The sequence below is a fragment of the Actinocorallia sp. B10E7 genome (assembly GCF_039871655.1).
Lineage (GTDB): Bacteria > Actinomycetota > Actinomycetes > Streptosporangiales > Streptosporangiaceae > Actinocorallia.
This window is the reverse complement of record NZ_JBDPLZ010000004.1, coordinates 188,660-211,863: the sequence shown is the minus strand read 5'-3', so window position 1 is coordinate 211,863 and position 23,204 is coordinate 188,660. Positions and strand designations below refer to the sequence as shown.

The 23,204-nt window shown below is 70.6% G+C and carries 19 protein-coding genes; 10 read left to right on the top strand and 9 right to left on the bottom strand.

Annotated elements, in window-relative coordinates; all coding sequences use genetic code 11:
• The first annotated feature begins 27 nt into the window (after positions 1–27).
• On the top strand, positions 28–1,413 hold the full coding sequence (locus tag ABGB12_RS14830; RefSeq protein WP_347678106.1) for a hypothetical protein: 1,386 nt from the start codon (positions 28–30) through the stop codon (positions 1,411–1,413).
• A 12-nt stretch (positions 1,414–1,425) separates the two neighbouring features.
• On the opposite strand, the gene ABGB12_RS14825 is transcribed toward ABGB12_RS14830, so the two are convergent.
• The 5 genes from ABGB12_RS14825 to dxs form a co-directional block, all read right to left on the bottom strand.
• Positions 1,426–2,514: a hypothetical protein gene (locus tag ABGB12_RS14825; RefSeq protein WP_347678104.1), complete on the bottom strand. Its 1,089-nt coding sequence runs from the start codon at positions 2,512–2,514 to the stop codon at positions 1,426–1,428.
• A 157-nt stretch (positions 2,515–2,671) separates the two neighbouring features.
• Entirely contained in the window at positions 2,672–3,055 is a 384-nt protein-coding gene (locus ABGB12_RS14820; RefSeq protein WP_347678102.1) for a hypothetical protein, read from the bottom strand.
• 97 nt (positions 3,056–3,152) lie between these two features.
• Positions 3,153–4,466, bottom strand: coding sequence for an FAD-dependent oxidoreductase (locus tag ABGB12_RS14815; protein ID WP_347679175.1), 1,314 nt, complete (start codon positions 4,464–4,466; stop codon positions 3,153–3,155).
• A 35-nt stretch (positions 4,467–4,501) separates the two neighbouring features.
• The gene (locus ABGB12_RS14810; RefSeq protein ID WP_347678100.1) at positions 4,502–5,986 is read right to left on the bottom strand and encodes an amino acid permease; all 1,485 of its coding nucleotides are present in this window, start codon (positions 5,984–5,986) and stop codon (positions 4,502–4,504) included.
• A 55-nt stretch (positions 5,987–6,041) separates the two neighbouring features.
• Positions 6,042–7,943: a 1-deoxy-D-xylulose-5-phosphate synthase gene (gene dxs / locus ABGB12_RS14805; RefSeq protein WP_347678098.1), complete on the bottom strand. Its 1,902-nt coding sequence runs from the start codon at positions 7,941–7,943 to the stop codon at positions 6,042–6,044.
• 130 nt (positions 7,944–8,073) lie between these two features.
• Between dxs and idi the strand changes: the two genes are divergently transcribed.
• Positions 8,074–8,640 (top strand): isopentenyl-diphosphate Delta-isomerase, encoded by a 567-nt coding sequence (gene idi / locus ABGB12_RS14800; protein WP_347678096.1) that lies wholly within the window; start codon positions 8,074–8,076, stop codon positions 8,638–8,640.
• On the opposite strand, the gene ABGB12_RS14795 is transcribed toward idi, so the two are convergent.
• Both ABGB12_RS14795 and acnA read right to left on the bottom strand, forming a co-directional pair.
• On the bottom strand, positions 8,630–9,073 hold the full coding sequence (locus ABGB12_RS14795; protein ID WP_347678094.1) for a hypothetical protein: 444 nt from the start codon (positions 9,071–9,073) through the stop codon (positions 8,630–8,632). The genes idi and ABGB12_RS14795 overlap by 11 nt on opposite strands.
• A gap of 270 nt (positions 9,074–9,343) precedes the next feature.
• Complete coding sequence (acnA, locus tag ABGB12_RS14790; protein ID WP_347678092.1) at positions 9,344–12,064, bottom strand: aconitate hydratase AcnA; 2,721 nt, start codon at positions 12,062–12,064, stop codon at positions 9,344–9,346.
• A gap of 349 nt (positions 12,065–12,413) precedes the next feature.
• On the opposite strand from acnA, the gene ABGB12_RS14785 reads away from it, so the two are divergent.
• From ABGB12_RS14785 to ABGB12_RS14775, 3 genes are all read left to right on the top strand, one after another.
• The gene (locus tag ABGB12_RS14785; protein ID WP_347678090.1) at positions 12,414–13,013 is read left to right on the top strand and encodes a PadR family transcriptional regulator; all 600 of its coding nucleotides are present in this window, start codon (positions 12,414–12,416) and stop codon (positions 13,011–13,013) included.
• 104 nt (positions 13,014–13,117) lie between these two features.
• A complete protein-coding gene (locus tag ABGB12_RS14780) occupies positions 13,118–13,705 on the top strand; it encodes a PadR family transcriptional regulator (RefSeq protein ID WP_347678088.1) in 588 nt (195 codons plus the stop codon).
• A gap of 2 nt (positions 13,706–13,707) precedes the next feature.
• Positions 13,708–14,184: a DUF1707 domain-containing protein gene (locus ABGB12_RS14775; protein ID WP_347678086.1), complete on the top strand. Its 477-nt coding sequence runs from the start codon at positions 13,708–13,710 to the stop codon at positions 14,182–14,184.
• Positions 14,185–14,190: 6 nt separating this feature from the next.
• Here ABGB12_RS14775 and eda read toward each other — a convergent pair whose 3' ends face one another.
• Complete coding sequence (gene eda, locus ABGB12_RS14770) at positions 14,191–14,826, bottom strand: bifunctional 4-hydroxy-2-oxoglutarate aldolase/2-dehydro-3-deoxy-phosphogluconate aldolase (protein ID WP_347678084.1); 636 nt, start codon at positions 14,824–14,826, stop codon at positions 14,191–14,193.
• A 263-nt stretch (positions 14,827–15,089) separates the two neighbouring features.
• Complete coding sequence (gene edd, locus ABGB12_RS14765; RefSeq protein WP_347678082.1) at positions 15,090–16,883, bottom strand: phosphogluconate dehydratase; 1,794 nt, start codon at positions 16,881–16,883, stop codon at positions 15,090–15,092.
• A gap of 127 nt (positions 16,884–17,010) precedes the next feature.
• Here edd and ABGB12_RS14760 point away from each other — a divergent pair, with 127 nt between their 5' ends.
• The 5 genes from ABGB12_RS14760 to ABGB12_RS14740 all read left to right on the top strand — a co-directional run bounded on the left by ABGB12_RS14760 (position 17,011) and on the right by ABGB12_RS14740 (position 23,197).
• Positions 17,011–18,132, top strand: a complete 1,122-nt coding sequence (locus tag ABGB12_RS14760; RefSeq protein WP_347678080.1) for an ROK family transcriptional regulator — start codon at positions 17,011–17,013, stop codon at positions 18,130–18,132.
• A gap of 272 nt (positions 18,133–18,404) precedes the next feature.
• On the top strand, positions 18,405–19,691 hold the full coding sequence (locus ABGB12_RS14755; protein ID WP_347678078.1) for an ABC transporter substrate-binding protein: 1,287 nt from the start codon (positions 18,405–18,407) through the stop codon (positions 19,689–19,691).
• Between the two features lie 59 nt (positions 19,692–19,750).
• A complete protein-coding gene (locus ABGB12_RS14750; protein WP_347678076.1) occupies positions 19,751–20,725 on the top strand; it encodes a sugar ABC transporter permease in 975 nt (324 codons plus the stop codon).
• Positions 20,722–21,537 carry a carbohydrate ABC transporter permease gene (locus ABGB12_RS14745; RefSeq protein ID WP_347678074.1) on the top strand — a complete coding sequence of 272 codons (816 nt, stop codon included), beginning with the start codon at positions 20,722–20,724 and terminating at the stop codon, positions 21,535–21,537. Before ABGB12_RS14750 ends, ABGB12_RS14745 begins: the two co-directional genes overlap by 4 nt.
• Positions 21,538–21,586: 49 nt before the next feature.
• Positions 21,587–23,197 (top strand): glycoside hydrolase family 13 protein, encoded by a 1,611-nt coding sequence (locus ABGB12_RS14740; RefSeq protein ID WP_347678072.1) that lies wholly within the window; start codon positions 21,587–21,589, stop codon positions 23,195–23,197.
• The last annotated feature ends 7 nt before the right edge of the window (positions 23,198–23,204 follow it).

The following is a 23,204-nucleotide window of genomic DNA, read 5'->3' as shown; positions in this document are numbered from 1 at the left end:
ACCCGCTGAAAGTCGTCTGGGGGAGTCGTGGGGTTCGGAATCCGCTACTTCGAGCTCGACCCGGATGCCGTCCGGCAGCGCCTGCACGCCCTCGGCGCGCGGTGCCAGCAGCCTCCGCACCACGTACGCAAGGTCGCGGTGACAGGACCGCAGAACGGGATCTGGGGCGGGCTCCGATCGGACGGCGAGCACCACGTGCTGGCCCTCATGCGAGGCGACCAGGTCACCCGTGAGGTGCGGGTGCAGGACTTCGAGGCGACCTGGCAGATCCTCGAGGGGCTCGGCCTGGTCACCGGCGGCCGGCAGGAGAGCGTCCAGGAGGTCTGGGAGCTTCACGGCATCGAGTTCCGGCTGACCGAGGCCGCCGGGCTCGCCCCCGCCCTGGAGATCACCGGCTCCCAGGAGGAGCACGTCCGCTGGGCCGTGATCCAGCTCCGGCTGGACCCCGCCCGGGCCCGGCCGCTGTCCTCAGGACCCGCTCCCCCCGCGCCCTCCGTCGTCTCCGGGCCCCAGGCCGCGCATCCCGGAGCTCCGGCGATGCCCCAGATCCAGCAGCCCGCGCCCGCGGCGCAGGCTCCCCCGGCCCCCGTGCCCGCGCCTCCCTCCGTCCCGCCCGGGCAGACGCCCGCGGCGGCCCACGCGGCGCCCCCGGCCGGGCCGCCCACCCGGGTGGAGCAGATGCCGCGGCCGGACATCGGACCGCTGGTCACCGTGCCGATCCCGCCCCGCAGGCCTGCTCCCGCCCCCGCGCCGGAACCCGCGCCGGGGCCCGAGCTGCTCCGGCAGTTCGTCGTGGCCGAGACCGGCTGGACCGGCGAGGCCAGCGAGTGGGTGCCGGGCGAGCACTGGATCCACTGGGCCGTGGTGCTGGAGAACCCCAACACGCTCTACTGGTGCGAGTTCCCCACCGTCCAGATCACCGTGCGGGACGAGCAGGGGCAGCTGCTGGGCCAGCACGAGCAGGTGCTGACCGCGCTGCCGCCCGGAACCCGCATCGGCTGGGCCAGCGCGCTGGAGATCACCGGCAACCGGCCGCACACCCTGGAGATCACCCCCCGGCCCGCGGACTGGTACCCGACCGACTCCCGGCCCGAGGACTTCCCGCCCTTCACCTACCGGGCGGTGGAGTTCGAGCTCAGAGGGCAGGAGTGCGAGGTGACCGGCGAGATCGTCAACCCCTACCCCCTGCAGATAGAGGAGGCGGCGCTGGTCGTGCTGTTCCGCGACGACAGAGGCGCCCTGATCAGCGGGGAGATGACCTTCGTGGAAGGGCTGCCGGCGCACGGCTCGACCCCGTTCAAGGTCGAGGCGACCGTGCCCGAGCCCTACGGGCCGATCGCCTCGCTCGATCTGCTGGCCGTGCCCTGGTCGTCCGGCGACTCCAACCCGTGGGAGTCGGCGCTGCACCGGTGAGGGCCGGGGCCCTCAGTAGCGCAGGACCGCCGCGACGTGCTCGTACTCGTCCAGCGAGCCGTCCGGCACGAAGGTGACCTTGCCGTCGCCGCGCAGGACCATCTCCACCAGATCGTCCACCGCGTCGTTGACGTACTTGCCCTCCAGGTCGTCAGCGGGCCGCAGGCGGCCGTCCAGGGTGCGGGCGGGCCTGATGTAGCCTTCCTCCACCATGAGGTGGCCGATGCGGCCGAGCGGCGCCAGCTCCCAGCACTCCTCCAGGCCGCCGGCGAACCTGCGGCCCGAGAACGCCCCGTCGAGCTCCTCCAGCGCCCTGAGCTGGGCCCTGCGCCGCTCCTCCTGCAGCACGGGTTCGACGGCGGCGTCGATCTCCGCGGGCGTCGCGGAGTCGAAGCCCCCGTCGACCGTGCCCACGACCGCCTCGGCGATGCTGTTGTGCACGCCTTCCAGGAAGAGGGTGACGTGGCGCTGGACGCCGATGACGACGAGCGGGCGCGGGTCCCGCTTGAGGACCTCGGCGAGGTTGTGCTCGACCTGGCGGAGGAACTGCATGCGCCGCTCGTCCCCGATGGGGAACTCCCGTGGCGCGGGCCTGCCCCTCTCGTCGGGGACGGGGACGGCGTCGGTGTAGACGAGCGGGAACAGCGCGCTGCTCACCTCGCTGATCCGCTGGCCGTCGCCGCTCAGCAGCCGGGTCTTCTTGGCCAATGCCAGCACCCAGTACTTCCAGGTGTTGTCCAGCATCGCGACGAGGTCGCGGGTGGCGAAGGTGTCATCGACGATGACCCGTTCCTTGACCGCGACGTGCGGCAGGACGAAGGAATGGGTCTCCCCTCCGTGGGCGGCCAGCAGCACCACGGCCTCGGCGGTGTGATCGAAATCGACCTGCTCCGCCGCCTTCTCCAGGTTGCGCATGATCTCGTCGGCGACCCTGCGCTCCAGTTCCAGTTCGCGCAGCCGGTGCCGTGCCTCGTCCAGGAGCACCTTCAGCCGCACCTGGTCCTGCCTGCGCTCGGGCAGGCGGCGGTGGGTCGGCATGATGATCGAGACGGCCGGGAACGGCCGAGGTTCGTGCAGATCGGCGAGCTGCGACGCGTCCACAGAAATCCCCCGATTTCTCGCGATCATTGTTTCCCTCAGGTTACTCAGCCGCCATTCGCCCCGAGCCTTCGATGATCGCTCATTTGGCAAAGGATGACCCGGCGTCGAGAACCGGAGAGAATGCTTCGATCAGGGGAATCGCGGGAACCGGTCGGGCTCAGACACGGTCGACCGTGAACAGTTCCCAATAGTGATTGACCCGGGCCTGGGGGGTGCCCAATTCCCTGCCCGTGTACGTCCAGCGCCCGCGCAGGCGCCAGGAGCGGCCCGCCTCGTCCAGGAGCAGGACCTCCAGGGCGAAGGACACGTCCTGGGCGCGGGGGACGCCGGCGTGGTCGACGCCCACGGTCCTGACCATCGGGTCGGACTCGCAGCGCACCGCCCGGAGCCGGGTGCCGGGAGCCTGCCGGAGCAGGCCCTGCCCGAGGTCACGGGCGAGCAGGGCCGAATAGTCCGCGCCGAGCCACCGGAGCCGGGGAAGGAGCTGGGGAGGAGGGAAACCGTACAGCTGGGCGCCGCCGGTCACATCGCGAAACCTCACATCGAGAATGGTCACTCTGCACCACTTCCCTGCTCCGACCCCAGAGGGGTCCACTGCCGATCAATGGCCCCCGATGGTCTTGCGAATCAAAGGACGGTCAGTGGATCACGCAAGCGGAACGCATGGCTTCCCAGGTACCCAACTTGACGCTTTCACCGCGTGAGAGAGACTCTGCCAGTGCTCTCTCCGCCGCGTCCAGACCCAACCAATGCCGATATGTGAAGATTTCAACGCCGCGAGAGCGGAGCAGCTCCACCATGTCCCCCGACGGACGCGGACGGGACCCCAGTTCCGAGATCAGCGTCTGGACGGTCTCGGCGGCGTCGGACTTGTTGGTGCCCACCACGCCCGTCGGACCGCGCTTGATCCAGCCCGCCGTGTACTCGCCCTCGGCCACCCTGCCCTTGTCGTTGCGGATGACCGACGCGCGCTCGTCGAAGGGCACGCCCCGCAGCGGGACGCTCTGGTAGCCGACCGAGCGGATGACCATGCCCACCGGCAGCGTCTCGAACTCGCCGGTGCCGGTGACACGCCCGTCCACCAGGGCGGTCCGCTCCAGCCGGAGGCCCTCCACCCGCTCGGAGCCCAGGATCTCCGCGGGCGCCAGCCAGAACCGCAGCTCGATCCGCCGGTCGGCGGGCTTGGGCTCGTCCGTCCAGGCTCTCATCGCCGCGATGTTGCCGCGCACGTGCCGGTCGGTCTCGGCCAGCTCCGCGCTCGCCGGGTCCAGCTCCATGTCCTGGGGCCGGACATGGATCGAGGCGTGGGGCAGCTCACCGAGCTCCCTGGCCTCCTTGGTGGTGAACTTCGCCTGTGCGGGGCCGCGCCTGCCGATCAGGTGGATGCGCTTGATCCGGCTGCGGGACAAGGCCTCCATCACATGCACGGGGATGTCGGTCTGGTGGAGCTCCTCGGTGGTCTTGGCCAGGATGCGCACCACGTCCACCGCCACGTTGCCGACCCCGATGACCGCGGCCTCCTCCACCGAGAGGTCGAAGGAGTGCCCCGCGGCGTCGGGGTGCCCGCAGTACCAGTTGACGAAGTCGGTGGCGGCGATCGACCCGGGGAGGTCCTCTCCGGGGATGCCCAGCTTCCGGTCGACCATCGCTCCGGTGCTGTAGACCACCGCGTCGTAACAGGCGAGCAGATCCTCGCGGCTCATGTCCCTGCCGAGTTCCACGCCGCCGAAGAACCGCACGCCGGGGCTCTCCAGCACCCGCTGGAGGTAGCGGGCGATCGCCTTGATCGACTTGTGGTCCGGAGCGACGCCGTAGCGCACGAGTCCGTAGGGAGTGGGCAGACGGTCGAAGACATCGACCTCCAACCCGTTCTTGACCAGGGCTTCGGCCGTGTACAGTCCGGCGGGGCCGGCACCGATCACGGCGACTTTAAAGTCCTTCACACTCCGCATTGTGCCTGCAATCACATCGCCCAGACTACGGTGAGCTAGATCACGGATCGGAGGCTTTTTTCGGGAGACGTCTGAAGCTTGCTGTGACCGCGGCCGTACGACAGGTAGATCACCGTTCCCACGAGCATCCATACGAAGAACCGAATCCAAGTCTCGACCGGAAGGTTGACCATCACGAACAGGCTGCCCAGCGCCGCGAGCACCGGGACCAGCGGGACGAACGGGGTGCGGAACGCGCGGCGCAGGTCGGGGCGGGTGCGGCGCAGCACCAGCACGCCGAGGGAGACCAGCATGAAGGCGAAGAGCGTGCCGATGTTCACCAGCTCCGCCAGCGCCGACAGCGGGATCAGCCCGGCCAGCACGGCGACGACCACGCCCATGAACAGCGTCGACCGGGCGGGCGTGCGGTACTTGGGGTGGACGTGCGCCAGCCACTGCGGCAGCAGGCCGTCCCTGCTCATCGCGAAGAACACCCGGCTCTGCCCGAGCATGAGGATGAGCACCACCGTGGTGAGCCCGAAGATGGCGCCGACGCTGATGACCCCGGCGAAGAACGGCCGGCCGACCGCCTTGAAGGCGTCGGCCAGCGGCGCCGCCTCACTGAGCTCGGTGTAGGGCTGCATCCCGACGACGACCAGCGAGACCGCCACGTACAGCAGTGTGCAGATGCCCAGCGAGCTCAGGATGCCGATGGGAAGATCGCGCTGCGGGCGCCGCGCCTCCTCCGCGGTGGTCGCCACCACGTCGAACCCGATGTAGGCGAAGAACACGATGGCGACCGCGCTGAAGACGCCGAACCAGCCGAACGCGACCGGGGTCAGGCCGAACAGCACCTGGATCAGCGGCGCGCGCACCCCCTCGACGGTCTCCGTGCTCTGCGGCGGCGGGATGAACGGCCGGTAGTTGGCCGCCTTCACGAAGAACAGCCCGCCGATGACGACCAGCGCGACCACCGCCAGCTTCACCGCGACCATCAGCGCGTTGATCCGGGAGGAGATCTTGATCCCGATGGTGAGCACCGCGGTCGCCGCCAGCACGATGAACACCGCGGGCAGGTTGAACCGGGCGCCCTCCCCCGCCAGCGAGGCCGGCAGGTCGATGCCGAACCCCGACAGCAGCGAGGTGAAGTACCCCGACCAGCCGACCGCGACCACCGCCGCGCCGAGCGCCATCTCCAGGATGAGGTCCCAGCCGATGATCCAGGCGGGGAACTCGCCCATGGTGGCGTAGGAGAAGGTGTAGGCCGAGCCCGCGACCGGGACGGTCGAGGCGAACTCGGCGTAGCACAGGGCCGCCAGGGCGCACACGAGCCCGGCGACCACGAACGAGACGGCGACGGCCGGGCCGGCGTACTCGCGGGCGACCCGGCCGGTCAGCACGAAGATCCCGGTGCCGACGATGACGCCGATGCCGAAGACCGTCAGGTCGAGCGCCGTCAGGTCCTTGCGGAGCCGGTGCCCCGGCGCCTCGGTCTCCCTGATGGAACGCTCGACCGTCTTGGTACGGAACAGAGTGCCCACCCACGCTCCTCGTCACGGTGTGCGTCATCTACATCACACACCGTAACGGGTTGCGTCAGGATGCGCGAGAAGGCGTGGACCTCCTCTTGACGACCTTGGCGTGGGCCGCCGTGATCTCCTTGGCCAGATCCTGCGGAGTGAGACCGATCTCGGCGAGGATCTCGTTCCGCTTGGCGTGGTCCAGGAACTCCTGCGGAATGCCGAAGGTCCGGATCGGGACGTCCACCTCGGCGTCGCGCAGCAGGCGGGCCACGGCGTCGCCCACCGCGCCGGTGCGGCCGTTGTCCTCCACGACGGCCACCAGCTCGTAGCCCTCGGCGGCCTCGGCCAGCGCCGGGTCCAGCGGCTTGACGAACAGGGGGTCGACCACGGTCACCGCGATGCCCTCGCTGGTGAGCCGCTCGGCGACCTCCACCGCGGAGGCGACCATCGAGCCGGCCGCCACCAGCAGCACGTCCTTGCGCTCGCCCTGGACGATCACGTCCATGGAGCCGATCCTGCCGACCGCCGGGATGTCCTCGCAGACCGGGCCCTTGGGGAAGCGGATCGCCGACGGCGCGTCGTCGATGTCCAGGCAGGCGCGCAGCAGGGAGCGCAGGCGCTCCCCGTCGCGCGGGACGCCGATGTGCATGCCGGGCACCAGCTGCATGATCGACAGGTCCCACATGCCGTTGTGCGAGGCGCCGTCGTCGCCGGTGACCCCGGCGCGGTCCAGCACGAACGTCACGCCCTGTCTGTGCAGCGCGATGTCCATCAGCACCTGGTCGAAGGCGCGGTTGAGGAAGGTCGCGTAGATCGCGACCACCGGGTGCAGCCCGCCCAGGGCCAGGCCCGCCGCGGAGGTCGCGGCGTGCTGCTCGGCGATGCCGACGTCGTAGATGCGGTCGGGGTGCGCCTCGGCGAAGGCGGCCAGGCCCACCGGGTGCAGCATGGCCGCGGTGATGCCGACGACGTCCGGGCGCTCGGCGCCGATGGCGACCATCTCGTTCGAGAAGACCTTGGTCCAGCTGGTGCCGCCGCCGGCCTTGCCCTTGCCGGTCATCGGGTCGAACGCCCCGGCGCCGTGCATGTGGTCCTCGACGTTGGCCAGCGCCGGGCCGTAGCCCTGGCCCTTGACGGTGATCGCGTGCACGATCACCGGACCGCCGAAGTCGCGGGCCTTGCGCAGGGCGTGCTCCAGCGCCTGCTCGTCGTGGCCGTCGATGGGGCCGATGTACTTCAGGCCCAGGTCCTCGAACATGGCCTGCGGCTGCAGCATGTCCTTGAGGCCCTTCTTGAGGCCGTGCAGCGCCTCGTAGGCCAGCTCGCCCGCGACCGGCACCCTGGGCACGGTCTTCTTCACCAGGTCGAGCGCCTTCTCGTAGCCCTGGGTGACGCGCAGGTCGGCCAGGTGGCTGGCCAGACCGCCGATCGTCGGGGAGTAGGAGCGCCCGTTGTCGTTCACCACGATGATCACCGGCCGGTCCTTGCCGGCGGCGATGTTGTTCAGCGCCTCCCAGCACATGCCGCCGGTGAGGGCGCCGTCGCCGACGACCGCGACCGCGTGCCGGCCGGCCTCTCCCCGCAGCTGATACGCCTTGGCCAGGCCGTCGGCATAGGACAGCGCGGTGGAGGCGTGGGAGTTCTCGATGATGTCGTGCTCGGACTCGGCCTGGCTCGGGTAGCCCGAGACCCCGCCCTTCTGCCGCAGCCGGACGAAGTCCTGACGACCGGTGAGCAGCTTGTGCACATAGGCTTGGTGACCGGTGTCGAAGAGGATCCTGTCCCGCGGGGAGTCGAACACCCGGTGCAGGGCGACGGTCAGCTCCACCACTCCGAGGTTCGGTCCGAGGTGCCCGCCGGTCTTGGAGACGGCCTCGACCAGGAACTCCCTGATCTCCGCGTGCAGCGCCGGCAGGCTCTCCACGTCGAGGCGTTTCAGGTCATCAGGGCCTTTGATCGACTCAAGCAGGCTCAAGCGGTCATCTCCTCTGGAGTAGAGGCCTCCAGCGCTCTGTACGCTCCCGGAGCAGGCCCCTGCGGCTTATGGTTGCCCAGAGTTTAATGCGGGTTGGCGGAACTGGCGGAGCGAGGAGAAGAAAGTTCACATGGGCGAGAAGATAGTGTTGCTGGACGAAGCTGGACAACCCACCGGAACAGCACCAAAAGCGGAGAGTCACCACAAAAATACTCCTTTCCATCTGGCGTTCTCGTCCTACCTGGTCGACGCCTCCGGCCGGGTGCTGATCAGCCAGCGCGCCCACCACAAGGCGAGCTTCCCCTCGGTCTGGACCAACAGCGCCTGCGGGCACCCCGCCCCGGGCGAGACCCTGCGCGAGGCCGTCACCCGGCGGGTCAGGAGCGAACTGGGCCTCACGGTCCGCGACATCACGCTGATCCTGCCGGGCTTCGTCTACCGCGCCGAGATGAACGGGGTGGTGGAGCACGAGTGGTGCCCGGTCGTGCGGGCCCGGGTGGACGAGGAGCCGGTGCGCGACCCCGACGAGGTCGAGGCGTTCGAGTGGCGGGACTGGGAGGGCGTCCAGGCCCTCGTGCACGACCCCGGCGCCTCGCCCTGGTTCGTCGAGCAGATGGAGCACCTGGTGAAGCTCGGCTCCCCGCTGGAGTGGCGGCAGGCCGACGAGGGCCTGCTGCCGCCCGCCATCAGGTGGTGAGCGCCGGCTCCCGGTGAGAGGGCGGCTCCAGGAGCATCGCCTTCACCTCCGCGGCCAGGGAGGGCTGGACGGTCCACAGCCCGCCCTGGCGGCCGAGCGCCACGATCGGGCGGCGCAGGGGACGCACGTCCTCCAGCCGCCAGTGGTACTCCCCCTGGCGGGCCCACACCCCGCAGTCGCAAGAAGGGCCGCCGTCGCACACGTCGGCGAGCTCGGCGACGGCGATCGCCGCGCCGAGGGTGGCCAGGGGGTCGGACGGGTCCCAGCCCGCCGCGCGCACCTGGGGCAGGCCGCAGGAGTCGAGGTCCACCCGCATGGCCGCGTGGATCAGGACCGTTCCACGGTAGGGCGTCGGTTCCGGCTGGTTGGACAGCCGCCTGTGCCCCCGGGCGATGGCCCAGGCGTACGGCTGCCTCACGCTGATCGCCTGCATGCGCTTCCTCCCCAGGGGGTCTGCCTGACTCTCGGCTTGACTCGGCCCGGCACCGAGCGGCTGACCGGCTTAAGCCGGAGTATGAGGCATCATCGCGGTTAATCAAGCCCCACCGGCGGGAAAACCTCGGGACTCCGACCGGTAACGCGCGGGATCCTGCCCGTAAATCTTGACAAGAAAATCCCCCTTTTTCCACCCCCGGGGAAGGGAGAAACCGCCGTCCGGTGATCCGGACGGCGGTTTCCACGGTCGCGGCGGGGCCGCCGACTCCTACTTGGAGATCAGGCTGCGCAGCACGTACTGCATGATGCCGCCGTGGCGGTAGTAATCGGCCTCACCCGGGGTGTCGATGCGGACGACCGCCTCGAACTCCTTGCCGTCGGCCTTGACCGTCACGGTCCTGGGGGTGGCGCCCTCGTTGAGCTTCTCGATCCCGACGATCTCGAAGGTCTCGGTGCCGGTCAGGCCGAGGGAGTCGGCGCTCTGGCCCTCGGGGAACTGCAGCGGGATGACGCCCATGCCGATGAGGTTCGAGCGGTGGATGCGCTCGTAGGACTCGGCGATGACGGCCTTCACGCCCAGCAGCGCGGTGCCCTTGGCCGCCCAGTCGCGGGAGGAGCCGGAGCCGTACTCCTTGCCCGCCAGGACGACCAGCGGGACGCCGGCGGCCTGGTAGTTGGCCGAGGCGTCGTAGATGAACGACTGCGGGCCGCCCTCGACCGTGAAGTCGCGGGTGTAGCCGCCCTCGACGCCGTCCAGCAGCTGGTTGCGCAGCCGGATGTTGGCGAAGGTGCCGCGGATCATGACCTCGTGGTTGCCCCGGCGCGAGCCGTAGGAGTTGAAGTCCTTGACCGCGACGCCGTTGGCCTCCAGGTACTGGGCCGCCGGGGTGCCGACCTTGATGTTGCCGGCCGGGGAGATGTGGTCGGTGGTGACCGAGTCGCCCAGCTTGGCCAGAACCCGGGCGCCGTGGATGTCCTTGACCGGGGCCGGGGTCTCGGGCATGCCGTCGAAGTACGGCGCCTTGCGGACGTAGGTGGAGCTCTCGTCCCACTCGAAGGTGCTGCCGGTGGGGATGTTCAGGCCCTGCCAGCGCTCGTCGCCGGCGAAGACGTCGGCGTAGTCCTTGACGAACAGGTCCTGGGAGATCGAGCTCTCGACGACCTCGGCGACCTCTTCGGGGCTCGGCCAGATGTCCTTGAGGTAGACCGGCCCGTCGGTGCCCTCGCCGATCGGGTCGTTGAGGATGTCGATGTCCATGGTGCCCGCGAGCGCGTAGGCGATGACCAGCGGCGGGGAGGCCAGGTAGTTCATCTTCACGTCGGGGCTGATGCGGCCCTCGAAGTTGCGGTTGCCGGACAGGACGGCGGTGACGGCGAGGTCGTTGTCGTTGATCGCCTTGGAGATCTCCGGCTCCAGCGGGCCGGTGTTGCCGATGCAGGTGGTGCAGCCGTAGCCGACCAGGTTGTAGCCGATCTTGTCGAGGTACGGGGTGAGGCCCGCGCGCTCGTAGTAGCCGGTGACGACCTGGGAGCCGGGCGCCATGGAGGTCTTCACCCACGGCTTGCGGGTGAGGCCCTTCTCGACGGCCTTCTTGGCCAGCAGGCCCGCGCCGACCATGACGTACGGGTTGGAGGTGTTGGTGCAGGAGGTGATCGCCGCGACCGTCACCGCGCCGTGGTCCAGCTCGAAGGAGGTGCCGTCGGCCAGGGTGACCGGGACCTTCTTGTGCGGGCGGGCGTTCGCGCCGGGGGTGGTCGCCGGGGAGTCGGAGGCGGGGAAGGACTCCAGGCCGGCCTCGTCGATGTCGTCCTTGACGTAGTTGAGGACGTCGCGGCGCCAGGTCTCCTTGGCCTTGGAGACCTCGATGCGGTCCTGCGGGCGCTTGGGGCCGGCGATGGACGGCACGACGGTGGACAGGTCGAGCTCGAGGTGCTCGGAGAAGTCCGGCTGGGCCTCGGGGTCCAGCCACATGCCCTGCTCCTTGGCGTAGGCCTCGACGAGCGCGATCTGCTCGTCGGAGCGGCCGGTCAGGCGCAGGTACTTGATGGTCTCGCCGTCGATCGGGAAGATCGCGCAGGTGGAGCCGAACTCGGGGCTCATGTTGCCGATGGTGGCGCGGTTGGCCAGCGGCAGGGCGGCGACGCCCGCGCCGTAGAACTCCACGAACTTGCCGACGACGCCGTGCTTGCGCAGCATCTCGGTGATGGTGAGCACCAGGTCGGTGGCGGTGGTGCCGGACGGCAGCTCACCGGTCAGCTTGAAGCCGACCACGCGCGGGATCAGCATGGAGATCGGCTGGCCGAGCATCGCGGCCTCGGCCTCGATGCCGCCGACGCCCCAGCCCAGGACGCCGATGCCGTTCTCCATCGTGGTGTGGGAGTCGGTGCCGACGCAGGTGTCGGGGTAGGCGACGCCGCCCCGGTCGAAGACGACGCGGGCCAGGTGCTCGATGTTCACCTGGTGGACGATGCCGGTGCCGGGCGGGACGACCTTGAACTCGTCGAAGGCGGTCTGGCCCCAGCGCAGGAACTGGTAGCGCTCCTGGTTGCGCTCGTACTCGACGGCGACGTTCAGGCCGAACGCCCGCGGGGAGGCGTAGTTGTCGACGATGACGGAGTGGTCGATGACCATCTCGGCCGGGGCGAGCGGGTTGATCTTGGACGGGTCGCCGCCCAGGTCGCGGACGGCCTCGCGCATGGTGGCCAGGTCGACGACGCAGGGCACGCCGGTGAAGTCCTGCATGATCACGCGGGCGGGCGTGAACTGGATCTCGGTGTCGGGCTGCGCGTTGGGGTCCCAGTTGCCCAGGGCCCGGATGTGGTCGGCGGTGATGTTGGCGCCGTCCTCGGTGCGCAGCAGGTTCTCCAGGAGAACCTTCAGGCTGTACGGGAGGCGGGCCGAGCCCTCGACGGCGTCCAGCCGGTAAATCTCGTAGGTTTTCTCGCCTACCCGCAGCTCACTCTTGCTGCCGAAGCTGTTCGCGGACACTTCCCGTCCTCCTCCTACACGGCATGCCGCCAGGCGGCACACCGGACGTCTGCCTGGGCGCTGATGAAACTTCCCTGCCCCGCTGCCTGGCCTTCGCGGTCCGGCGCGGTGAAGCGGTGGGGTCCTCCCCTGAGAATCCTGCCGTAGTCCTGATCGTACTCAGAACCCGGGTACGCCTAACTTCGGCGGGATTTCTCTTGACGTCAAGGTATCCAGGATTTGTCTTGACATCAAGTTACCCACAAGTAGACCCCTCGCGGGGACTCCCTGGATCGACACTTGCCGACCGAATGTTCTCGATATATCGTTAGACATATCAAGAACAAACGAGACTGATCGGAGCAACACCATGCACGGACAACGACACGGACGCCGGCACCCCTTCGCCCTCCTCGACCCCGAGTCCTTCTTCGGCGGACCGCGCGGCCGGGGCCCCCGAGGGCGCGGAGGCTCCCGCAGGGGCGGAGGGCCCCGCGGAGGCGGGCGCGGCAGGACCCGGGCGGCGATCCTCCTGCTACTCGGCGAAGAGCCGCGCAGCGGGCACCAGATCATCCAGGAGGCCGAGGAGCGCAGCGGCGGCTTCTGGAGCCCCCGGCCCGGCTCGGTCTACCCGGCCCTGCAGCAGCTGGCCGACGAGGGCCTCATCCGCGGCGAGGAGTCCGGCGGACGCAGGATCTTCGCCCTGACCGACGAGGGCCGCGCGCACGCGGAGGCCAACCCTCCCGCGGCCCCCTGGGAAGACCCCTTCTCCGGGGCCGGCGCCCTGGCCGACGCCCTCAAGGACGCGGCCCGGCTCCGGACCGCGCTGGTCCAGGTCGCCCGGGACGGCTCTCCCGAGCAGATCGCCGAGGCCAGGCGCCTGGCCGAGGGCGCCCGGCGCCGCCTGTACGGCATCCTCGCCGCGGGCCGGGACGGGCAGGCCGCCGACGGCGCGCCCGGACAGCAGTGATCACGAGCCCCTTCCGGGGCGGTGCGGCGGATCCGGGAACTCCGATTCCCGGATCCTCGTTACCGATATATCGTCACAGTATCGAGAATGATCGGAGGCTCCTGATGCACGGACGGCACAGCGGGTGGCACGGCCAGGGGCCGGGGCCCGAGCTCCTCTTCGGCTGGGGCGAGCGCCGGGGCCGCGGCCCCTGGGCGGGCCGGGGAGGCCCTCCCTTCGGCGCCCCGCCCCGCAAGGCCAGACGCGGCGGCGTGCGGGCGGCGATCCTCCTGCTGCTCGGTGAAGGGCCGCGCAACGGCTACCAGATCATCCAGGAGGCCGAAGAGCGCAGCGGCGGCGCCTGGAAGCCCAGCCCGGGCGCGGTCTACCCCGCGCTGCAGCAACTGGCCGATGAGGGCCTCATCCGCAGCGAGGAGTCCGACGGCCGCAAAACCTTCGCCCTGACCGACGAGGGCCGGGCACACGTGGAGGCCAACCCTCCGGAGGCACCCTGGGCGGAGGAGACGTCCTCACAGGAGTGGCCCGGGGACGTGGGGGCGGTCTTCAAGGAGGCCGCGCAGCTGGGGACCGCGCTGGTCCAGGTGGTGCAGGCGGGCACACCCGCCCAGGTCGCCGAGGCGCGGCGGCTCATCGGGGACACCCGGCGGCGCCTGTACGGCATCCTCGCCGACGACGAGCCCGAGGAGGAGTGAGAATGCACAACGATCGCTACCAAGGACCCCAGCGGTGGCTCGCGGCCGCCCAGCGCGGATGGCCGGCCGCCGACGGCGCCCGGCCGGACCTGCGGATCGGGGACGCAGAGCGCACCGCCGTGACCGAGGCCCTGCAGCGGCACTACGCCGAAGGGCGGCTGGACGGCGCCGAACTCGAGGAACGGCTGGACCTCGCCCTGTCCGCCAAGACCGAGCACGATCTGGTGGAGGTCGTCCGGGACCTGCCCGGTACCCCGCCGTGGCTCCCCGCCCCGACGGCGCGGGACGGGCGTCTCCAGCACCGCCGCTCCGGGAGGCCGCGCTTCCTCGGAGTGGCGCTGACGTTGGTCCTCGTGGTCTTCGTCCCGTTGGCGCTGGTCACGAGCGCCCCGGTCCTCTTCGCCCTCGTGCGGATCCTCTTCTTCGTCCTGATCTTCGGTCTGCTCTTCCGCCAGTTGCGCCGGATCCTGTCGCGGTAGGTCCGCTCAGGCCGTGACGGGTGCCGCCAGGGAGGCCGCCTGAGCCGCGAGCCTCTCGATCCGCGTCCAGTCGCCCGCGGCGACGGCGTCGGCGGGGGTCAGCCAGGTGCCGCCCACGCAGGGCACGTTGGGCAGGACCAGGAAGTCGGGGGCGGAGTCCAGGGTGATGCCGCCGGTCGGGCAGAAGGACAGGCCCGGGAGCGGTGCGGAGAGCGCCTTGAGGTAGGGGGCGCCGCCCGCCGCCTTGGCGGGGAAGAACTTCAGCTCGGTGACGCCGTGCTCCAAAAGGGCCATGGCCTCCGAGGCGGTGGAGACACCGGGGAGGAACGGCAGCCCGCTGTCGGCCATCGCGGCGCGCAGGGTGTCCGTGCAGCCGGGGCTGACCAGGAAGCGGGAGCCCGCACCGGCCGCCTCCTTCACCTGCCCGGGGGTGACGACGGTGCCCGCGCCGACCACGGCGTCGGGGACCTCGGCGGCGATCCGGCGGATGCCCTCCAGCGCGGCCTCGGTGCGCAGGGTCACCTCGATCACCGGCAGGCCGCCCGCGACCAGGGCGCGGGCCAGCGGGACCGCGCTGCCCGCGTCGTCGAGCACCACGACCGGCACCACGGGGGCGAGATTCATCAGGTCCAGGGTCCGCATGTTCCATTCCTCGGGTTCGCACTGCGAATCCCCGTGAGCGCGCCGCCCCGCGGCCTCTTCGCCGCGGTGGCCCGCTCGCGGAGAACTGTGTTCCCCGCGGGGTGACCGTGGCCCCTCCACCACGGCCACCCCGCGGGGAGGTGTCTCCCCGCGGAGCCGGGCCGGCCCCTCCGCCGGCCGCGGCTCCGCGGGAACCTATCCCCCGCGGAGCCGGCTCGAGCCCCTCCGCTCTCGCCGGGCCCGCGGGGAAGTACCGGGACCTCTCAGAAGACGGAGGCGCCTCTCTCGGCGGGGCCCACCGAGGCGCGGAAGGCGGCGAAGAGGTCGCGGCCGGTGCCGCTCCACTCCTGGCGGGAGGGCGCCGCGCCGGTGGCGGGGCGGCCGGTGAGGTCGGCCTGGACCTCGAGCTTGCCGGAATCGGCGTCCAAGCGGACCACGTCGCCGTCACGGATCCGGGCGAGCGGGCCGCCGGCGGCGGCCTCGGGCGTCAGGTGGATGGCGGCGGGGACCGCCCCGGACGCCCCGGACATGCGCCCGTCGGTGACCAGCGCGACCTTGACGCCCCGGTCCTGCAGCACCGACAGCGGCGGGGTGAGCTTGTGCAGCTCGGGCATGCCGGTGGCGCGCGGGCCCTGGTAGCGCAGGACGACCACCACGTCGGAGTCGAGCTCGCCGGCCTCGAAGGCGGCGAGGATCTGCTCCTGGGTGGAGAAGACCCGGGCGGGGGCCTCGACCACCCGGTGCTCGGGCTTGACCGCCGAGACCTTGACCACGCCCCGGCCGAGGTTGCCCTCGACCATGCGCAGGCCGCCGTCCGCGGAGAACGGCCGGGCCGCGGGCCGCAGCACGTCCTCGTCGCCGGAGGACTCGGGGGCCGGCTTCCACAGCAGGCCCTCGATCTCGGTGAGGACGGGCACCGTGGTGTAGGCGTCCAGCCCCTCGCCGGTGACGGTCTTGACGTCCTCGTGCAGCAGCCCGGCGTCCAGCAGCTCGGAGATGAGGAAGCCGGTGCCGCCCGCGGCGTGGAAGTGGTTCACGTCGGCGCCGCCGTTGGGGTAGATCCGGGTGAGCAGCGGGGTCACCGAGGACAGCTCGGCGAAGTCGTCCCAGGTCAGTTCGATCCCGGCGGCGGCGGCCATCGCGGGCAGGTGCAGGGTGTGGTTGGTGGAGCCGCCGGTGGCCAGCAGGGCCACCACCCCGTTCACGAAGGCCTTCTCGTCGAGGATCTCGGCGATCGGCGGCACGCCCTGCACGACCCTGCGCCCGGCCTCGTCGGTGAGCGCCTCGCGCAGCGGCGTGTTCGGCGCCACGAAGCTGGCGCCGGGCAGGTGCAGGCCCATGACCTCCATGAGCATCTGGTTGCTGTTGGCGGTGCCGTAGAAGGTGCAGGTGCCGGGCGAGTGGTAGGACTTGGCCTCGGCGTCGAGCAGCTCGTCGCGGCCGACCTTTCCGATGGCGTGGAGCTTGCGGATGCGGCCCTTCTCGGCGTTGGGCAGTCCGGAGGGCATCGGCCCCGCGGGCACCAGCACCGTCGGGAGCTGCCCGAAGGACAGCGCCCCGATGACCAGCCCGGGCACGATCTTGTCGCAGACGCCGAGCATGAGCGCGCCGTCGAACATGTCGTGGGACAGCGCGATCGCGGCGGACATGGCCACCACGTCCCGGCTGAACAGCGACAGCTCCATGCCGGCGCGGCCCTGGGTGATGCCGTCGCACATGGCCGGGACGCCGCCCGCGACCTGGGCGACGCCGCCCGCCAGCAGGATCGACTTCTTCAGCCGCTCCGGGTAGGTCCGGAAGGGCTGGTGCGCCGAGAGCATGTCGTTGTAGGAGGTGACGATCGCGACGTTCGGCCTGCTGGTGCCGCGCAGCGCGGCCTTCTCCTGCGGGCCGCAGGCGGCGAAGCCGTGGGCGAGGTTGCCGCAGCCGAGCGCCCCGCGCGCGGGCCCCTCGGCCCGGGCCTCGGCCACGCGCGCGAGGTACGCGGCGCGGCCGGCGGCGCTGCGCGCGACGATCCGCTCGGTGACACGGGCGACGACCGGGTGCACGGCTGTCATGGAACGACTCCCCGGGGCAGATAGGTGAACCAGACCACTACCTTAGCAAGAGATCCAAGCAGACTTAAGTAGGCAAAATTACAAAAGTCACGCAGAAATGACCGTCCGGACATGGTTCACTTGAAGAATGCCGAGAGTGACCGGAGTCGCCGCCACCAGTGGGGAGATCCTGCGCCTCATCCGCGAGGAGGAGCTGCACACCCGCGCGGAACTCGCCAGGTGCACCGGCCTGTCACGGCCCGTGATCGGGCAGCGGGTGAACGAGCTGCTCGAAGCCGGGCTGGTCCTGGAGAGCCCGGGCGTGTCGAGCGGCGGCAGGCCCGCGGCCAGGCTCGAGTTCAACGGGGCGGGCGGCACCGTCCTGGTCGCCTCCCTGGGCCACACCCACGGCCATCTGGCCGTCTGCGACCTGGCGGGCTCGATCCTGCGCCAGGAGCCCGTCCGGGTGGACGGGGGCCCCGGGGCCGGGATCGGAGCCGTCCTCGACCTGTGGCGGAGCATGGAGCGGGGCCCGGTGCTCGGCGTGGGCATCGCCGTGCCCGGCGCAGCGGCCGAGCACGAGCCGATCGTCGCCGCGGTCGCCGACCGCTACCCCGTCCCCGTGCACCTCGACAACGACGTCAACGTCATGGCCCTGGGCGAGCACCGCCTCCGCCACGACGTGGAGGACCTGCTGTTCGTGAAGGCCTCCACCGGCATAGGAGCCGGGATCATCTCCGGCGGGCGCCTGCAGCGCGGAGCCTACGGCTCGGCCGGGGAGATCGGGCACATCCCCGTCCTCGACGGGCTGCTGTGCGGCTGCGGCACCGTGGGGTGCGTCGAGACGGTCGCGGGCGGTGCCGCCCTGCTGGCCCAGCTCAAGGGGCGGGCGGCGAACCTGCCGGAGCTGGCCGCCCTGGCGCGGGCCGGCGACCTGGAGGCGGTGTCCGTGCTGCGCGAGGCGGGCCGCCGGATCGGCGAGGTGGTCGCCGCCACCGTCAACGTGCTGAACCCCGCGCTGGTCGTCCTCGGCGGGGACCTCGCGGGCAAGAACCTCATCGCGGGCGTCCGCGAGACCGTCTACCAGCGGGCCGCCGCCGCGGCCACCCGCAGGCTGCGCATCGAGCCCAGCCTGCTCGGCGACGACGCGGGCCTGCTCGGCTGCGCCACCATGATCCTCGATCACATCCTGGCCCCCAGGTCCGTGGACGCCGCGCTGCGCGCCGCCTCCCGGCCGGCCAGACCACAGGACCCCACTCCCGTCCCCTGACGCCCTTCCCCCTTCCTGCACGACTTCTTGCAGTCCTTGCAGCTCTTGCAGGCGGACGGGATCCGTTGCGCCTGCCCTGCGGTCGATGCTGCCCTGATGCGCTTTCCGCTGCTGTTGATGCCCCGCACCAGCGCCGATTATTACAGAAACATCACAGAACTTGCTGCAAGTTACTGCAAGCCATTTACAGTCCTGCAACCCGTTGCTAACGTCCGGGCAGCCGTCCAGCACACCCCCGGACGGTCCCCCTGATCAACCTGGAGGAAGGCACCATGCGGCGCATCTCCTTGACCGGCGCGGCCGTCGGTCTCGCGCTGACGCTCACCGCCTGCGGCGGAAGCGGTGACAGCAAGGAAACCGAGAAGGCGGTCGAGCTCGAGGGACGCGGAGAGATCACCTTCGTCACCGGCAAGGACACCTCCGGCAACCTGCAGAAGCAGGTGGACGACTGGAACGCCGCGCACCCGCAGGAGCCGGTGCGGGTCATCGAGCTCTCCGACAAGGCGGACGAGCAGCGCCAGCAGATGATCCAGAACGCCCAGACCAAGTCCGACGCCTACACCGTCCTCAACCTCGACGTCGTCTGGACCGCCGAGTTCGCCGCCAACCGCTGGGTGGTGCAGCTCCCCGAGTCCGAACTCGGCCTCGACAAGCTGCTCGCGCCGACCGTCGACACCGGCCGGTACCTGGACAAGCTGTACGCGCTGCCGATCGACTCCGACGCCGGCCTGCTGTACTACCGCACGGACCTCATGGAGAAGGCGGGGATCGACAAGGCCCCCCCCACCTGGAGCGAGCTGTTCTCCGCCTGCGACACCATCAAGGAGAAGGTCGCCGAGGCCAAGGACCTGGACTGCTACGCCGGCCAGTTCGACAAGTACGAGGGCCTGACCGTCAACGCTTCCGAGGCGATCAACGGCGCGGGCGGCTCCGTGGTGGACGAGTCCGGCAAGCCGACCGTGAACACCCCCGAGGCCAAGGCCGGGCTCGACGTCCTGGTCAACGCCTTCAAGGACGGCCACATCGACGAGAAGGCCATCACCTACACCGAGGAGCTCGGCCGCGCCGACTTCATCGGCGGCAAGCTGATCTTCCACCGCCAGTGGCCCTACCAGTACGCCTCCGCCACCGACCCGAAGGCCTCCAAGGTCGTCGGCAAGTTCGACGTGGCCCCGCTGCCCGGTTCCAACGGCCCCGGCGTGTCCACGCTCGGCGGGCACAACTTCGCCATCTCCTCCTTCGCCAAGAACAAGGCCACGGCGCTGGACTTCCTCAAGTACATGTCCAGCCCCGAAGTGCAGAAGGCCAACGCGCTGGTCATCGGCAAGGCGCCCTCCGTCGCGTCGCTCTACGACGACGCCGACATCGTCAAGAAGTTCCCGTACATGCCGTCGCTGAAGACGGCCATCGAGAACGCCAAGGGACGTCCGAAGGTCGTGAAGTACGGCGACGTCACCACCGCCGTCCAGGAGGCCGCCTACGGCGCCCTGACCGGTAAGACCACGACCGAGCAGGCGCTCTCCGACCTGCAGGCCAAGCTCGAGACCCTCACCCAGTGACCCGCGGCCGGGGCGGGGGCCGCGTCCCCGTCCCGGCCCGTGCTCGGGAAAGAGACCCCATGGCGACCACTCTCGAAACCCCCTCCCCGGCGGGGGCCGCGCAGGCGCCCGCACGAGGCGGCCAGGCGCGCAAGGCCTCCCGGCGGCTCGCGCTGCTCATGCTCTCCCCCACCTTCCTGGTGCTGGCGCTCGTCGTCGGCTATCCGGTGCTGTCCGGGGTGCGCGACTCCCTGTTCTCCCAGGCCGACGGACTGGACGAGAACGGCTTCGTCATCGAGGGCGAGCGGTTCGTCGGCCTCGACAACTACACCGCGCTGTTCAGCGGCGAGCGCGGCGAGGCGTTCTGGAACGCCTTCCTCAACACCTCGTTCTTCACCGTCACGGCCGTCGTCCTGGAGACGCTCATCGGTGTCGGGCTGGCGCTGATCATGCACCGGGCGCTGCGCGGACGGGCCCTGATCCGGGCGAGCGTGCTGGTGCCCTGGGCGGTGCCCACCGCCATGTCCGGTCTGCTGTGGCGGTGGATCTTCCAGCCGGACGGGGCCGCCAACGCCCTGATCGGACAGCAGATCCTGTGGACCGCCGACGGCGTCGCCGCCAAGTTCGCGATCATCATCGCCGAGGTGTGGAAGACCTCCCCGTTCATCGGCCTGCTGGTCCTGGCCGGGCTGCAGATCATCCCCCGGGAGGTCTACGAGGCGGCCCGGGTGGACGGGGCGAGCGCCTGGCAGCAGTTCCGGCTGATCACCCTGCCGCTCGTCAAGCCCGCGCTGGTCGTCGCCGTCCTGTTCCGGCTGCTGGACACCCTGCGCATGTTCGATCTGCCGTTCGTCCTCATCGGCGGCAACAAGGACTCGGTCGAGACCCTCTCGATGCTCGCGTGGACCGAGGCCAACAACCTGCGCTACGGCGTGGCCAGCGCCTACGCGACGGTGTTGTTCCTCTACATCGCGGTGATCGCCTACACCTTCGTCAAGGTGATGGGCGCCGACGTCCTCGGCGACGCCAAGTCCAAGAAGGAGGGGAAGGCATGAGAAGGGTCCTGCCCTACGCGGGCGTCGCCGGGGTGCTGGTCTTCTGCCTCGCGCCGTTCTACTGGATGGTCGTCTCGGCGTTCCGCCGCCCCTCCGACCAGTTCGAGTCCGACCTGTGGCCCTCGCCGTGGTCGACGGAGAACCTCGAGGCGGTCTTCGCGCCCTCCAACGGGTTCGTCCGGTCGCTGGCCAACAGCGTGCTGGTCGCCGGCGCCACGACCGCGCTGACCCTCCTGATCGGCGTCTTCACCGCCTACACGCTGGCCCGGCTGGACTTCCGGGGCAAGAACGCCGTGCTGGGGATCATCATCGCGACCTCGATGTTCCCCGGCATCTCGCAGGTGGTGCCACTGCTCAAGCTGTTCATCGACATCGAGTGGATCAACACCTACCAGGCGATGATCGTGCCCAGCCTGGGCTTCGCCCTGCCGCTGGCGGTCTGGAACCTCACCGTCTTCTTCCGGCAGCTCCCGTTCGAGCTGGAGCAGGCGGCGATGATCGACGGCTGCTCGCGGGGCCAGGCCTTCCGGAAGATCATCGTTCCGCTGGCCGCGCCGGGCGTCTTCACGACCGCCATCCTCGTGTTCATCATGGCCTGGAACGAGTTCATCATCGCCTTCAGCATGGTCAACGAGAAGGAGATGCAGACCGCCACCGTGGCCATCGCCAAGTTCACCGGCATCAGCGGCTTCGACCAGCCGTTCGGCACCCAGATGGCCGCCGGCGTCGTGGTGACCGTGCCGCTCGTGGTGATGGTGCTGGTCTTCCAGCGCAGGATCGTCGCGGGTCTCACGGCCGGCGGCGTCAAGTAGCCGTCCGCTCCCACGCCCTATCGCTCCTCACCTCCCGGGGGACTTCTTCATGACTGCTCCGACAGACACCACTCACGCGGCGGCGCGCCGGACGGCCCGCTGGTGGCGCGACGCGGTGATCTACCAGGTCTACGTCCGCAGCTTCGCGGACGGCAACGGCGACGGGATCGGCGACCTGCCGGGCATCCGCGCCCGGCTGCCGTACCTGGCTTCGCTGGGCGTGGACGCCGTCTGGCTGACGCCCTTCTTCGCCTCTCCGATGGCCGACTTCGGGTACGACGTGGCCGACTACCGCAGGGTCGACCCGCTGTTCGGCGACCTGGAGGACGCCCGGGCGCTCATCCGCGACGCCCACGACCTGGGACTGCGGATCATCGTCGACATCGTGCCGAACCACACCTCCGACCAGCACGTCTGGTTCCAGGAGGCGCTGGCGGGCGGGCCCGCGCGGGAGCGCTACGTCTTCCGCGACGGCAGGGGCGACCAGCCGCCCAACGACTGGGAGTCGGTCTTCGGCGGCCCCGCCTGGACCCGGGTGCCCGACGGGCAGTGGTACCTGCACCTGTTCGCGCCCGAGCAGCCCGACCTCAACTGGGAGCACCCCGAGGTCCGCGCGGAGTTCGAGGACATCCTGCGGTTCTGGCTCGACCTGGGCGCGGACGGGTTCCGCATCGACGTCGCGCACGGAATGATCAAGGCCGAGGGCCTGCCCGACGTCGGGCACCCCGACCAGTCGCGGATGCTCGGCACCGACCCGCTGCCCTACTTCGACCAGGACGGCGTGCACGAGATCCACCGAGCCTGGCGCAGGCTGCTGGACTCCTACCCCGGGGACCGGATCGGCGTCGCCGAGGCGTGGGCCCCCACCCCCGAACGGCTCGCCCGCTACGTCCGCCCGGACGAGCTGCACCAGGCGTTCAACTTCTTCCTCCTGGGCGCCGACTGGAACGCGGCCTCCTTCCGCGAGGTCATCGACCTTTCGCTGGAGTCCGTCGCGTCCGTGGGAGCCCCGTCCACGTGGGTGCTGTCCAACCACGACGTGCGCCGCCACGTCACTCGTTACGGCGACGGCGAGTCCGGTCTGCGGCGGGCCCGCGCCGCCGCGCTGCTGATGCTGGCCCTGCCGGGTTCGGCGTACGTCTACCAGGGCGAGGAACTCGGCCTGCCCGAGGTCCTCGATCTTCCGCCGGAGTTCCTGACCGACCCGCAGCTCGGCCGGGGCGCGGACGCGGGGCGCGACGGCTGCCGGGTGCCTCTGCCCTGGACGGGAGAGGCCCCTCCGTTCGGGTTCGGCGACGGCCCCGGCAGCTGGCTGCCGATGCCGGCGGCCTGGCGGGCGCTCACCGTCGAGGCCCAGCGCGCCGACCCGTCCTCGACCCTGTCCCTCTACACCCGTGCCCTGGCCTTCCGGCGGGAGCACCCGGCGCTCGGCGACGGCTCGCTGACCTGGGAGCCGTCGCCCGAGGGCACGCTGTCCCTGCGCCGAGAGCCGGGCTTCCACTGCCAGGTCAACCTCACCGGCGAGGCGGTCGCCCTGCCCTGCTCCGGGGAGGTCGTGCTGGCCAGCGGCGAGTTCCGGCGGGAGGGCGACCTGGTGTGGCTGCCCGCCGACACCGCGGTGTGGTGGACCGAGCCCGGAGGCGGCCCGCGTGAGCGGTAGGTTGAGG